This window comes from Pseudomonas sp. NPDC077451 (genome assembly GCF_044543345.1).
GTDB lineage: Bacteria > Pseudomonadota > Gammaproteobacteria > Pseudomonadales > Pseudomonadaceae > Stutzerimonas.
The window spans coordinates 14849-29049 of the sequence record NZ_JBITVX010000021.1 but is presented as its reverse complement, the minus strand read 5'-3'; the positions used below and the strand labels follow the sequence as shown (position 1 = coordinate 29049).

10 protein-coding genes are annotated in these 14201 nt (G+C 60.8%); 7 read left to right on the top strand and 3 right to left on the bottom strand.

Features of this window, described 5'->3' with window-relative positions:
- Nucleotides 1–118 precede the first annotated feature (118 nt).
- The 7 genes from ACIGHL_RS21210 to ACIGHL_RS21180 all read left to right on the top strand — a co-directional run bounded on the left by ACIGHL_RS21210 (nucleotide 119) and on the right by ACIGHL_RS21180 (nucleotide 11537).
- A complete protein-coding gene (locus tag ACIGHL_RS21210) occupies nucleotides 119–1459 on the top strand; it encodes an imelysin family protein (RefSeq protein ID WP_128121859.1) in 1341 nt (446 codons plus the stop codon).
- Between the two features lie 170 nt (nucleotides 1460–1629).
- A complete protein-coding gene (locus ACIGHL_RS21205; protein ID WP_128121858.1) occupies nucleotides 1630–3045 on the top strand; it encodes a di-heme oxidoreductase family protein in 1416 nt (471 codons plus the stop codon).
- Between the two features lie 41 nt (nucleotides 3046–3086).
- Nucleotides 3087–4160 (top strand): imelysin family protein, encoded by a 1074-nt coding sequence (locus ACIGHL_RS21200; RefSeq protein WP_128121857.1) that lies wholly within the window; start codon nucleotides 3087–3089, stop codon nucleotides 4158–4160.
- A 1-nt stretch (nucleotide 4161) separates the two neighbouring features.
- On the top strand, nucleotides 4162–5256 hold the full coding sequence (locus ACIGHL_RS21195; protein WP_128121856.1) for a DUF1513 domain-containing protein: 1095 nt from the start codon (nucleotides 4162–4164) through the stop codon (nucleotides 5254–5256).
- A 118-nt stretch (nucleotides 5257–5374) separates the two neighbouring features.
- Complete coding sequence (locus ACIGHL_RS21190; protein WP_128121855.1) at nucleotides 5375–7000, top strand: methyl-accepting chemotaxis protein; 1626 nt, start codon at nucleotides 5375–5377, stop codon at nucleotides 6998–7000.
- A 290-nt stretch (nucleotides 7001–7290) separates the two neighbouring features.
- On the top strand, nucleotides 7291–8457 hold the full coding sequence (locus tag ACIGHL_RS21185; protein WP_128121854.1) for an efflux RND transporter periplasmic adaptor subunit: 1167 nt from the start codon (nucleotides 7291–7293) through the stop codon (nucleotides 8455–8457).
- A 32-nt stretch (nucleotides 8458–8489) separates the two neighbouring features.
- Entirely contained in the window at nucleotides 8490–11537 is a 3048-nt protein-coding gene (locus ACIGHL_RS21180; RefSeq protein WP_216707202.1) for a multidrug efflux RND transporter permease subunit, read from the top strand.
- Between the two features lie 52 nt (nucleotides 11538–11589).
- Here the strand turns inward: ACIGHL_RS21180 and ACIGHL_RS21175 are convergent, their stop codons facing one another.
- From ACIGHL_RS21175 to ACIGHL_RS21165, 3 genes are all read right to left on the bottom strand, one after another.
- Nucleotides 11590–11820, bottom strand: coding sequence for a hypothetical protein (locus ACIGHL_RS21175; RefSeq protein ID WP_081262947.1), 231 nt, complete (start codon nucleotides 11818–11820; stop codon nucleotides 11590–11592).
- 212 nt (nucleotides 11821–12032) lie between these two features.
- Nucleotides 12033–13682: a chaperonin GroEL gene (gene groL / locus ACIGHL_RS21170; protein ID WP_127839924.1), complete on the bottom strand. Its 1650-nt coding sequence runs from the start codon at nucleotides 13680–13682 to the stop codon at nucleotides 12033–12035.
- 57 nt (nucleotides 13683–13739) lie between these two features.
- A complete protein-coding gene (locus ACIGHL_RS21165; protein ID WP_019340746.1) occupies nucleotides 13740–14033 on the bottom strand; it encodes a co-chaperone GroES in 294 nt (97 codons plus the stop codon).
- Nucleotides 14034–14201: the final 168 nt, after the last annotated feature.

The window sequence follows — 14201 nt, the reverse complement described above, 5'->3', positions numbered from 1 at the left end:
CCTGTTACACGCATTTTCTTTGCACAAAATGCAAATCTTTCGCATTATGTTCTGCATCCGTTTGTCGCAGCCCTGCTGTCGGCTCACTCACACCACCCTGCAAGCAAAGGAACCCGCCATGCTACGCACTCCCGTCTGGGCTACCGCCAGCCTTCTGGCTGTCGCCATTTCACTCGCTGGTTGCGGCGAAGACAAAGCACCGGCCGAACAGGCCGCTGCCCCGCAAGCCGCCACAACCCAGAGCGAACCGGCACCGGCTGCCCAAGAGACCGTGAACAGCGAAGCCGCGCAGGCCGTGGTCAAGCACTACGCCGATATCGCACATGCTGTCTTCAGCGACGCGCACAGTGCCGCTCTGAAACTGCAGGATGCCGTCGACGCACTCCTGGCCAATCCGACCGAAGAAACCCTGCAAGCGGCCAAAGCGGCCTGGATCGCGGCCCGCGTTCCGTATATGCAGAGCGAAGTGTTCCGTTTCGGCAACCCGGTCGTCGACGACTGGGAAGGTCAGCTCAACGCCTGGCCGCTGGACGAAGGCATGATCGACTACGTCAAAGGTGACTATCAGCACGCCCTCGGCAACCCTGGCGCCACCGCCAACATCATCGCCAACAAAGAGCTGCAGATTGGCGAAGACAAGATCGACGTCAGCGAGATCACCGGTGAGAAGCTTGCCAGCCTTAACGAACTGGCCGGATCCGAAGCCAACGTCGCCACTGGCTACCATGCCATCGAGTTCCTTCTCTGGGGTCAGGACCTGAACGGCACCAACGCTGGCGCTGGCGAACGTCCGGTGAGCGACTTCATCGAAGGTGAAGGCTGCACTGGCGGCAATTGCGACCGCCGTCGCGCCTACCTGAAGGCCGCCACCGAGCTGCTGGTCAGTGACCTCGAAGAAATGGTCAACGAGTGGAAGCCGGGCGCAGACAACTACCGCGCCAGCCTCGAAAAAGAGTCGGCCGAAAATGGCCTGCGCAAAATGTTCTTCGGTATGGGTAGCCTGTCGCTGGGCGAGCTGGCCGGCGAACGCATGAAAGTCGCACTTGAAGCCAACTCGCCAGAAGACGAGCACGACTGCTTCAGCGACAACACGCATAACTCCCACTACTACAACGCCAAAGGCATTCGTAACGTCTACCTCGGTGAGTACGAGCGCATCGATGGCAGCAAGCTGACCGGTCCAAGCCTGGCATCGCTGGTCGAAGGCACTGCGCCTGAGGTCAACAGCACTGTTAAGACCGACCTGGAAACCACCGAAGCCAAGCTGCGCGTGCTGGTCGAAAGCGCCGAGAACGGTGAGGCCTTCGATCAGTTGATCGGTCCAGATAACAGCGAAGGCCAGGAAAAGGTCCGCGCGGCGATCGCCGCGCTGGTTCAGCAGACCGGTTCGATCGAGAAGGCAGCTGCCGCATTGGGCATCAGCGACCTGAACCCGGACACCGCTGACCACGAGTTCTGATACACCGGCCTAAGGGGTGGCGCAACGCCGCCCCTCTGGCACTGATGCGCCCTCTGACGCCAGCTTTACTGCTTGACTGGCAATCGGCTTTTCGCCAAATGCAAATTGCTCTTATTCAACCACTCGTAGCCTGCTAACATTAGCGCCCTTTCAAAGGCCTTGGGCTACCGATGCGTCCGTTTTTCTTCCCTGTCGTTTCGCTGCTGCTGGCTTTGGGCCTGACGGCTTGCGACGAAAACCCGCCACGCTTTGAACAGGCAGAACCAGGCGAGGCGCTATCGGGTGGCAGCACCACGGTCATCAAGTCCGACCAGAACGCCTTCTCGATGCCATCCGCCAACCTGTCACCGGTTCGCCGTCTGGACTTCAGCGTCGGCAACAGCTTCTTTCGCAACCCTTGGGTCATCGCGCCCTCCTCGACGACGGCACGCGACGGCCTTGGACCGTTGCTCAACACCAACGCCTGTCAGAACTGCCACATCAAGGACGGTCGTGGTCGTCCGGCGGAAGCCGAGCGTGGCAATGCAGTGTCGATGCTGGTGCGCCTGTCGATTCCGGCAGGCAAGGAGCACGCCGAGGTTATCCATGAGCGAGGCATCGCGCCCGAGCCCACCTATGGCGGCCAGCTGCAGGACATGGCGATTCCCGGCGTCGCGCCGGAGGGCAAGGTTCGCCTCAGCTACAGTGCGCACACCGAACGATTCGCCGACGGCTTCCAAGTCGAACTGCGTTCGCCGCAGCTGACAATTACTGACCTGGGCTACGGCCCGATGCATCCCGACACCCAGTTCTCGGTTCGCGTGGCGCCCGCAATGGTCGGCCTTGGCCTGCTGGAGGCGATCCCGGAAGCCGCGATACTCGCCAACGCCGACCCGGACGACCGCAACGGTGATGGCATTTCCGGGCGCCCGAACCGGGTGTTCGATCAGGTCACACGTGAGACCAGCCTGGGTCGCTTCGGCTGGAAAGCCGGGCAGCCGAACCTGAACCAACAGAACGCTGATGCATTCTTCAACGACATGGGTCTGACTACCAGCCTGCTGTCGGGGAGCAGCTGCACGCAAGCACAGACTGATTGCCTGGCGATGCCCGACGGCAGCGAACCTGAAGTCAGCGACCACATTCTGTCGCTGGTGCTGTTTTATTCACGCAACCTGGGCGTACCGGCTCGACGCAACGTGGACGACCCGCAGGTCCTGGCGGGCAAGACGTTGTTCCACCGCGCGGGTTGCCAAAGCTGTCACGTCCCGAAATTCTCGACTGGCGAGGCGGCCGAGCCGGAGCTCGCTAACCAGGTGATCCGCCCGTATACCGACCTGCTGCTGCATGACATGGGCGAAGGGCTGGCCGATCACCGTCCGGAATTCGAGGCCACGGGGCGTGAATGGCGTACCCCGCCGCTCTGGGGCCTCGGCATGACCGAGGCTGTCAGCGGCCATACCCAGCTTCTGCATGACGGTCGCGCGCGCAATCCGCTCGAAGCCATACTCTGGCACGGCGGCGAAGCGGAGCGCGCCAAGCAGGCCGTGCTCGGCTTCGACAGCGATGAGCGCAGCGCCCTGCTGGCCTTTCTCGAGTCTCTTTAATGCCGAACCAGACGCACCCGTGCCCAGCCCTGAGGAGCAACATGTACCCCAACCGAATCTTCCGTGCCGTCACTGCCACCGCACTGGGCCTGCTATTAGGTGCCTGTGCGCCATCCGATCCATACGCGCAGACAAGCCAGGCACTGACCGACGAAGTGCTGTTGCCGGCCTATGCCGACTGGGCGGAAGCCAACCGCCGTATGGCAGCCAGCAGCATCGCCTTTTGTGCAGACAACGAAGAGCTGGCCGATGCGCGCGAGGCGTTTCTTCAGGCGCAGCTCGCCTGGGCCGGATTGCAGCCCTTGCTGATCGGGCCGATGGGTGAGGGCAACCGGGCCTGGCAAGTACAGTTCTGGCCTGACAAGAAGAACCTGGTTGGTCGCCAGATCGGCTCGCTGTTGAAAAGGAAGCCCCAACTGACGCAGGCGGACCTGGAGAGCGGCAGCGTCGTACTGCAAGGGCTTTCTGCCTATGAATATGTGCTGTACGACAAGGCCGTCGATCTGACCGACAGCGCGACCAAGGCGCGCTATTGCCCCTTGCTGCAAGCCATCGGTGAGCATCAGCAGAAGCTCGCGGCCGACATGCTGCAGACCTGGAAGGCCAAAGACGGCATGGCCGCCCAGTTAAGCGAATTTCCCAACGAGCGCTACGCCGAATCAGCCGAAGCGATCGCCGACCTGCTCCGAGTCCAGGTCACTGCACTGGACGGCCTGAAGAAAAAACTCGGCGCACCGCTGGGTCGCCAGAGCAAAGGCTTTCCGCAGCCCTTCCAGGCCGAAGCCTGGCGCAGCGACGCCACTCTGCCCAGCATCGATGCCGCGCTCGCAGGCGCTCAGCAACTCTGGCTGGGCACGGATGGGAACGGTCTCAAGGCGCTGGTACCGGCCGAACAGGCTGATCTGACCAAGCGCATCGATGTCGCTTACGAAACGGCGCGCCAGCACCTAGTGGATATCATGCTGCCGTTCAGTGAGTTGATTGCCGACGAAGCCGGTCGAGCACGTCTCGATGCGCTGTACCAGGACATCGATGCTTTGCACCGTCTGCACCAGACCGAACTGGCGCGCGCCCTCGGAGTGCAGATCGGCTTCAACGCCCACGACGGAGACTGATATGAAACGCCGTGCTTTCCTCGGCCTGGGCAGCGCGCTGGTGGCCGCGTCAGCCGTTGGCGGCTGGGCGTGGACCCATCACACCGAACAACCGTTACTTCTCTCGGCGCGTAACGATGCCGATGGCCGCCACTATGCGGTCGGCTACCGGCTCGATGGCAGCCCGGTATTCGCCACGCCGGTCAAGGAGCGCTGCCACGATGTCTATGCGCATCCGCATCTGCCGCTTGCGGTGTTCGTCGGGCGTCGACCGAGCCGTGAAAGCTATCTGATCGACAGCCGTGACGGAACGTTGCTTCAGGTACTGGCGTCACCACCTGACCGCCATTTCTATGGCCACGGAGTGTTCCACTCCAGCGGTGACTGGTTCTATACCACCGAAAACGATACCGCCGAAGCCGGTCGCGGCGTGCTTGGCGTCTATCGCGTCGAGGGCCGCCAACTGATACGGAGCGGTGAGCGTTCGACCCACGGTATCGGGCCGCACCAGCTACTGTGGATGCCCGATGGCGAAACCCTGGTGATCGCCAACGGCGGGATCCGGACCGAGGCCGACAGCCGGGAAATGATGAATCTCCACGCCATGGAGCCCAGCCTGGTGCTGTTGCACCGCGATGGCACGCTGATCAGCAAGGAACAGTTACCCGAGCAGATGAATAGCGTCCGTCACCTCGCGGTAGCGGCGGACGGCACGGTGGTGTCGGGCCAGCAGTATGAAGGCGACCCGATGGATCCGGTGCCACTGCTGGCGATCAAGCGTCCCGGTCAGGCGTTCCAGGCGTTCCCGCTGGGCGAAGCGCAACGCCAGACGATGAACCAGTACACCGCCAGTCTGGCGATCAATGACAGCCTTCGCCTGCTGGCCGTGACCGCGCCGCGTGGCAACAAGGTGTTCATCTGGGACTTGGATACAGCCGCGCTGCGTGAGGAAATTCATCTACCGGACTGTGCTGGCGTCGGGGCAGTCGAGCAAGGTTTTGTCGTCAGCTCCGGACAGGGCCGCTGCCGCCTCGTAGACTGCACCGGCAAGGCGTTCGTCAGTACCCCGCTGCAGCTACCCCCAGGGCTTTGGGATAATCATCTGCGACTGGTCTGAAAGCCTTCAAGTATCGAACAAACCGGCCGAAAAGCCGGCAAGCGAACAGTCTTTCTGACTGCACGTTGGAAACTTGCCCCTAGCGCAAGCGCATCCTCTTCGATACGAGAACGCCCAGATGTTCCTGAAAAAATCCCTGCGTGCCCAGCTGCTCGCGCTGATAGGCGGAAGCTTGTTGTTGATGCTGGCCATCGCGCTGGCCAGCTTTTCGTTTCTCTCCGATGACATCGGGGCGTATCAACGTCTTCTCAAAGGACCGATCGAAGCCTCACGCCTCATCGATCAATCCAACCTCGAGTTCAAAGTGCAGGTTCAGGAGTGGAAGAACGTATTGCTGCGCGGTAAGTCTCCGGAAAACCTGGCCAAATACTGGCAGAGTTTCGAGGAACAGGAACGCAAGGTACAGACGCTGCTTGGCACCCTGATACAGCAAAGCCAGGGCGACCCGGCATTGGCGGGTCAGATCAAAAGCCTGCGTGACGAACACCTGAAGCTTGGCACGGCCTATCGCGCGGGACGCGATGCATTCATCGCTGCCGGCGCGGATCCGGCTGCAGGCGACGCAGCTGTCAAAGGCATCGACCGGGAAACCAGCGAGCAGCTTAGCGCACTGGTCGCACAACTACGTGATTCGGCCCTCGGCAGCTCGGACACCATCAGCGAAGCGGCAGACCGGACCATCACCGCTGGGGCCCTGATCATGCTTGCCGCAGGCGTGCTGATCGCCCTGTTCAGTGCCTGGCTGGTCAATCGCAGCCTGATCAATCCGATCCGCCATCTGATCGATCATGTTGCCAATCTCAGCAAGGGCAACTTCAAAGAGCGTGTGGACACCAGCCGCGCTGACGAACTGGGTCGTCTGGCGGTAGCCGCCAACGTGCTGCGCGACTTCCTCGCCGATACCTTCACCCGTTTGCAGCGCAGCACATCAGATTTGGACACCGCCAGCGGGGAGCTCAACGCGATTGCGGCCCTGATGGGCCAAGGCACCCGCGAGCAGTTTTCCCGAACCGATCAGGTCGCCACAGCGATGCACGAGATGTCTGCCACCGCGCAAGAGGTCGCACGCCATGCGGCCGACGCTGCGCACGCCGCAGACGCTGCCGACCAATCAGCGCAACAAGGCGAGGCCATGATGCGCTCGACGATCGAGACGATCACCCACATGCGTGGCGAGATCAGCAATACCGCCACCGTGATCCGTCGGCTGGAAGCCGACAGCGGTCGCATCGGCAAGGTGCTGGAAGTGATCCGCGGCATTGCCGACCAGACCAACCTGCTCGCGCTGAACGCAGCCATCGAAGCCGCCCGTGCCGGCGATGCAGGCCGCGGCTTCGCCGTGGTAGCCGATGAGGTGCGTACGTTGGCCAAGCGTACCGCCGACTCGACAGCGGAAATTCACCAAATCATCGACACCGTACAGACGGGGGCGGTGAATGCCGTGCGGGCAATCGAAAGCGGCCAGAGCCGCAGCGATGAAGGCGTCGAACAGGTCACCGAAGCGGGCGGCATGTTGCAGCGCATCACGTTGGAAGTGGAAGCGATTCGCGACATGAACCGCCAGATTGCGACCGCTGCAGAAGAGCAAACATCCGTCGCAGAGGACATCTCACGCAACCTCACTGAGATTACCTCCATCGCCACGGCCAATCAGAACAATGTTGAGCGCACCGAGAAGGCCAGCCAGGATCTACATGGGCTGTCCGCTCAGCTCAGCGAAGTCACTCACCGCCTGGCTGGCTGATTGCCAATTCAACGGAAAGGCCCTGCCCACCCGGGGCCAAGTGGAATTTGGTCGACAGGCATCTAGGGCTCCAGGGGCGCCGTTAGCGTCCCTTCCCTTACCCTCAGACGAAGCCTGATATCCCGCTTTACTTGCACCCACTTCACGGCTAACGTCCATTCTCCTTCTGCTCCAGGGCTGAAGCGCCATGGCAGCGAATAGCTGCACCTGCCCGTGGCTCGCGTGTTCAATAGAGCTGCGTCGCTTCATAGCCATGGTCAGCCGGCTCATTACTCCAAGGAATACGGAAAATGTTGCGCCGCATGCTGCTGATGCTTGGCGCGGTGATCGTCGTGGTATTGATCCTTGCCGCCCTCAAATTCAACTCGATCTACTCACAGATTCAGCAATTCAAGGCGCCTAAGCCGCCGATCAATGTCGAAGTCGTTACCTCCAGCAAGCAGCCCTGGCAGAGCCGTCTACCGGCCATCGGCACGCTTAGCGCATCGCAGGGCATCGACCTTTCGGTGGAGATCGCCGGCACCATCAGCGATGTGCAGTTCCGCTCGGGGGAAAAAGTGCGGCAGGGTCAGCCCATCGTCCTGCTCGACAGCGAGATCGAGCAGGCGAGCCTGGCAGCCGCAGAAGCGGACCTGCATCTGGCAAAGGTGGAATTCCAGCGTGCGCGCAGCCTGATCGACGGACAGGCCATATCACGCAGCGAGTTTGATCGGCTCAACGCCCAATCGCAGAAAGCTGCCGCTACGGTCGCACAGCTGAAGGCCAGCCTGGCGAAAAAGCGCATTCTTGCGCCCTTCTCCGGGACCATTGGGATTCGTCAGGTAGACGTCGGTGACTTCGTTGCCGCGGGCACGCCGATTGCCACCCTGCAGGACCTTTCGACGCTGTTCGTCGATTTCTACCTGGCCGAACAGCAGGTGCCATTGCTCGCCATTGGGCAAGCCGTGCGCATCCAGGTCGCCGCGTTTCCCGGCGAGCAGTTCGAGGCACGAATCGTCGCGCTGAATCCCAAGGTGGAAGTCACCACCCGTAACGTGCAGGTGCGTGCGGAGCTGGATAACCCCGACGAACGCCTGCTGCCAGGAATGTTCGCCGATCTGCAGGTGCTGCTGCCCAGCGAGGTGCCACAGGTCGTGGTACCGGAAACGGCCCTCACCTACACCCTTTACGGCAATTCGGTTCTCGTCGTGAAGGCCGGTGAAGCGCCTAGACCCGAGGAAGGAGCTGAAGACGCCACCGAGACTCCCGAGCGCGACGAGCCCTACCTGGTCGTGGAGCGCCGTTTCGTCACGACCGGCGAACGCCGTAACGGCCGCGTTGTGATCCTCGAAGGTCTGGAGCCTGGTGAACAGGTTGTTATCGCCGGTCAGCTCAAGCTGGACAACGGCGCTCATGTCGCCATCGCCGACCAGCGCACGCTCGAGCTCGAGCCAGACAGCGCGTCGAACGACCGCTGACTGAGGCACTGACTACAGGGACATAGATCGCCATGGCTTTTACCGACCCGTTCATACGCCGTCCCGTGCTGGCCAGCGTGATCAGCCTGCTGATCGTGCTGCTTGGCCTACAGGCTTTCAATAGCCTTGTGATTCGCCAGTATCCGCAGATGGAAAGTGCGCTGATCACGGTTACCACCGCCTATCCGGGCGCCAACGCGGAAACCATCCAGGGCTACATTACCCAACCGCTGCAGCAGAGTCTGGCCAGCGCCGAAGGCGTGGACTACATGACCTCGGTCAGCCAGCAGAACGTATCGATCATCTCGGTTTACGCGCGCATCGGTGCCGATACCGACCGGCTTTACACGGAGCTGCTCAGCCAGGCCAATTCGGTGAAGAACCAGTTGCCGCAGAACGCCGAAGACCCAGTGCTGAACAAGCAAGCCGCTGATTCCACGGCGCTCATGTACATCAGTTTCTACAGCGAACAACTGAGCAACCCGCAGATTACCGACTACCTGTCGCGCGTCATCCAGCCGAAGCTGGCCACCCTCCCCGGCATGGCCGAGGCAGAGATCCTCGGCAATCAGGTATTCGCCATGCGCCTCTGGCTGGACCCGGTGAAGCTCGCCGCCTACGGACTCTCGGCGGGGGACGTGAACGAGGCCGTGCGCAAGTACAACTTCCTCTCGGCGGCCGGCGAGGTGAAGGGACAGTACGTTGTCACCAGTATCAACGCCGATACCGAACTGAAGACTCCGGAGGCCTTCGCCGCCATTCCGCTGAAGACCCAGGGCGACAGCCGCGTGCTGCTCGGAGATGTGGCGCGGGTCGAGATGGGTGCTGAAAGCTATAACGCTATCAGCTCGTTCGACGGCATTCCGTCGGTCTATATCGGCGTCAAGGGCACCCCGAGCGCCAACCCGCTGGATGTGATCAGCGAAGTACGCGCCGTCATGCCGGAAATCGAGTCGCAGCTACCACCCGGCCTAAAGGTCACCATCGCCTACGACGCCACCCGCTTCATCCAGGCGTCCATCGACGAAGTGGTAAAAACCCTCGCCGAGGCCGTGGTGATTGTGATCGTCGTAGTGTTCCTGTTCCTCGGCTCGCTGCGCTCGGTGCTGATCCCGGTGGTCACCATTCCGTTGTCGATGATCGGTGTGATGTTCTTCATGCAGACCATGGGCTACTCAATCAATCTGTTGACGTTGCTGGCCATGGTGCTAGCGATCGGCCTGGTGGTCGACGATGCCATCGTGGTGGTGGAGAACATCCATCGGCACATCGAAGACGGCAAGACCCCGTTTCAGGCGGCGATCGACGGCGCGCGGGAGATCGCCATGCCGGTCGTCACCATGACCATCACCCTGGCTGCGGTCTATGCACCCATTGGTTTTCTTCAAGGCGTGACGGGGGCGCTGTTTCAGGAGTTCGCGCTGACGCTGGCTGGAGCGGTACTGATCTCCGGCGTGGTGGCGCTGACGCTTTCGCCGATGATGTGCTCTCGCCTGCTGCGTCATGAAGAGAACCCGACTGGGCTGGCCCATCGGTTGGATCTGATCTTTGAGCGGTTGAAAGTTCGCTATCAACGGGCGCTGCACGGCACCTTGGACACCCGGCCGGTGGTGTTAGTGTTTGCGCTGATCGTCCTCGGTCTGATTCCCGCCCTGCTCACTTTTACTGAAAGCGAGCTGGCGCCCGAAGAGGACCAGGCCATCATCTTCATGATGGCCAGCGCGCCGCAGACGGCCAACCTCGACTACCTCAACGCCTACACCGATCAGTTCCTGACCATCTTCAAAACGTTTCCCGAGTACTACTCCTGGTTTCAGATCAACGGCTTCAACGGCGTCCAAAGCGGCATCGGGGGCTTCCTGATGACACCTTGGGACGAGCGAGAGCGGACGCAGATGGAGGTGCTGCCCGAGGTTCAGGCGCAAATCGACAAGATCCCCGGCTTGCAGGTCTTCGGCTTCAACCTGCCTTCCCTGCCCGGTACCGGCGAAGGCCTGCCGTTCCAGTTCGTGATCAATACGGCGTCCGATTACGAGTCGCTGCTGCAAGTGACCGAGCGCATCCGGGAGAAGGCCCAGGCCTCGGGCAAGTTCGCCTTTCTCGACGTGGACCTGGCATTCGACAAGCCGGAGATCGTCGTCGATATCGACCGCGAAAAGGCCGCCCAGATGGGCGTGACGATGGAAGACCTCGGCATGACGCTGGCGACACTGCTTGGCGAAAGCGAGATTAACCGCTTCACCATCGAAGGCCGCAGTTACAAGGTGATCGCGCAGGTCGAACAGGCCTACCGAGACAACCCAGGCTGGCTGAGCAACTATTACGTGAAGAACGATCAGGGCGAGATGCTGCCCTTGTCCACACTCATCACTGTCAGCGACCGCGCCCGCCCCACTCAGCTCAGCCAGTTTCAGCAGCTCAATGCCGCAACCATCCAGGGCTTCCCCATCGTCAGTATGGGTGAGGCCATCGATACGTTGCGCAGCATCGCTCGCGAAGAGGCGCCGCAGGGGTTCACCTTCGATTACGCCGGAGCCTCGCGCCAGTACATCCAGGAAGGCAACGCCCTGTATATGACCTTTGCACTCGCCTTGGCCATTATCTTTCTGGTCCTGGCGGCGCAATTCGAGAGCTTCCGTGATCCGCTGGTCATCCTTGTTACGGTGCCACTGTCCATCTGTGGAGCGCTGGTTCCCCTGTTTCTCGGCCTGTCGAGCATGAACATCTATACCCAGGTCGGACTTGTGACGCTGATCGGATTGATCAGTAAACACGGGATCATGATTGTCGAGTTCGCCAATCAGCTGCGTCGTGAACAGGGGCTAAACCGCCGAGCGGCTGTGGAGGAAGCCGCAGCGATACGTTTGCGACCGGTCCTGATGACCACTGCCGCGACAGTATTCGGCATGGTTCCGCTGATCCTGGCCAGCGGTGCCGGTGCGGTGAGTCGCTTCGATATAGGAATGGTGATCGCCACGGGCATGACCGTGGGCACCTTGTTCACGCTATTCGTGCTACCAGCCGTCTATACGGTGCTGGCAAGCCCTGAGCGTGCCGGTAACGCGGCGACGGCAGATTAACCGTCGATAGTGTCAGTCAACGCCAAACGGGAAATCTAAAGGCGGAATCGACTCAACTGCGCCCTACAAGGCTCTGCGACAGCCCGTACATGAACAGCAGCAAATCCTGATCAGGTTGGGTGTTCTGTATCTCTGCGCGAGCAATACGCGGCACCGCACAGTGGCTGCTCTGGTCGCTTTGCGCAACAACTCTGGCATCCGGTTCGCTCCATGCCGCCGCACACAATGATGCGACGCCGAGCGAGCCGGCTAGGAATACTCCTCGAGCAATTTCAAGTTTCATTGCGCAAGCCTTTGTTATTTGGTGAATCGAGAAAGTCACCATAGACGACGTACTGCCAACGCGCCTGAAAAAAAGACAAATGGATCAAATTTCTTAAAGAGGCCACAGGAGCCGAGGCGACTGCATACGCCACGGTCGGATCAACCGAAACGACAGGCATAAAAAAGCCCCGCACGAGGCGAGGCTTTTTCTGATGCCAGGGACCGGCTGAATTACATCATGCCGCCCATACCACCCATACCACCCATGCCGCCCATGTCCGGCATGCCACCAGCAGCCTTGTCGTCAGCCACTTCAGCGATCATCGCTTCGGTGGTGATCATCAGGCTGGCAATGGAAGCCGCGGCCTGCAGAGCCGAACGGGTTACCTTGGCCGGATCGAGAATGCCCATCTCGATCATGTCACCGTACTCGTCGGTCGCAGCGTTGTAACCGTAGTTACCGCTGCCCTGCTTGACCTTATCGACCACAACGCTTGGCTCGCCACCGGAGTTGGCGACGATCTGGCGCAGCGGCGCTTCGACAGCGCGACGCAGCAGCGTGATGCCCACGTCCTGATCGGCGTTTTCGCCCTTCAGCTCGGAAATCGCCTGCAGTGCACGGACCAGAGCGACACCGCCGCCAGGTACCACGCCTTCTTCAACGGCAGCACGGGTTGCGTGCAGCGCGTCTTCGACACGGGCTTTCTTCTCTTTCATTTCGACTTCGGTACCGGCACCGACCTTGATCACGGCAACACCGCCAGCCAGTTTGGCCAGACGCTCTTGCAGCTTCTCTTTGTCGTAGTCGGAAGTGGTGTCTTCAACCTGCTTGCGGATCTGCGCAACGCGAGCTTCGATGTCGACCTGCTGACCAGCACCATCGATGATGGTGGTGTTTTCCTTGTTCAGCACAACGCGCTTGGCATTACCCAGGTGCTCCAGGGTAGCGGTTTCCAGGCTCAGGCCGACTTCTTCGGAAATCACGGTACCACCGGTCAGGATGGCGAGATCCTGCAGCATGGCCTTGCGACGATCGCCGAAGCCAGGTGCCTTGACCGCAGCAACCTTGACGATGCCGCGCATGTTGTTCACGACCAGAGTCGCCAGGGCTTCGCCTTCAACGTCTTCGGCAACGATCAGCAGTGGACGGCCGGCCTTGGCAACGCCTTCCAGCACCGGCAGCAGTTCGCGGATGTTGGAGATCTTCTTGTCGACCAGCAGCAGCATCGGGCTGTCAAGCTCGGCCACCATGGTGTCCGGCTTGTTGATGAAGTAAGGGGACAGGTAACCACGGTCGAACTGCATGCCTTCTACGACAGACAGTTCGTTTTCCAGGCCCGAGCCTTCTTCAACAGTGATCACGCCTTCTTTACCGACCTTTTCCATGGCTTCGGCGATGATCGCGCCGATGGAGCTGTCGGAGTTGGCGGAGATGGTGCCGACCTGAGCGATGGCCTTGAAATCGGCGCATGGCTTGGACTGGTTCTTCAGCTCAGCAACGATAGCGATGGTCGCCTTGTCGATGCCGCGCTTCAGATCCATCGGGTTCATGCCGGCAGCGACAGCCTTCAGGCCTTCGTTGACGATCGACTGAGCCAGAACGGTAGCAGTGGTGGTGCCGTCGCCCGCGTCATCGTTGGCACGGGAAGCAACGTCCTTGACCAGCTGCGCGCCCATGTTTTCGAAACGGTCTTTCAGCTCGATTTCCTTGGCAACGGAAACGCCATCCTTGGTGATGGTCGGAGCGCCGAAGCTCTTCTCGATCACGACGTTGCGGCCTTTCGGGCCGAGGGTCGCTTTTACCGCATCAGCCAGGACGTTGACGCCTACCAGCATCTTCTTACGAGCGGAGTCGCCGAACTTAACTTCTTTAGCAGCCATGTTGATTCTTCCTCAAATTCTGTTGATGGAACGCAGTTCGCTGTAAGCGAGCGCTGATCAGGCTTCGACGACGGCGAGAATTTCGTTCTCGCTCATCACCAGCAGGTCTTCACCGTCAACCTTGACGGTGTTGCTGCCGGAGTAAGGGCCGAATACGACCTGATCGCCAACCTTGACGGCCAGCTGACGGACTTCGCCGTTGTCCAGAACGCGGCCAGTGCCAACAGCGACGATTTCGCCACGGTTTGGCTTCTCGGCAGCGGAGCCCGGCAGCACGATGCCGCCTGCGGTCTTGGTTTCTTCTTCGCTGCGACGAATTACGACGCGGTCATGCAGAGGACGAAGCTTCATTGTCGATCTCTCCTAGTACAGTGGTTTCCATGCCGATGCATTCTCATCGGCGGGTTGGCAAATCCGGCGGTGCCGGTTGCGGCCCGCAATGCGAGCCGCAGAAGACGGACTGTCAAAATGCGACAGCGACCTTGCGGTGACCGCTACATGCGGGCGTCAAAAATGATT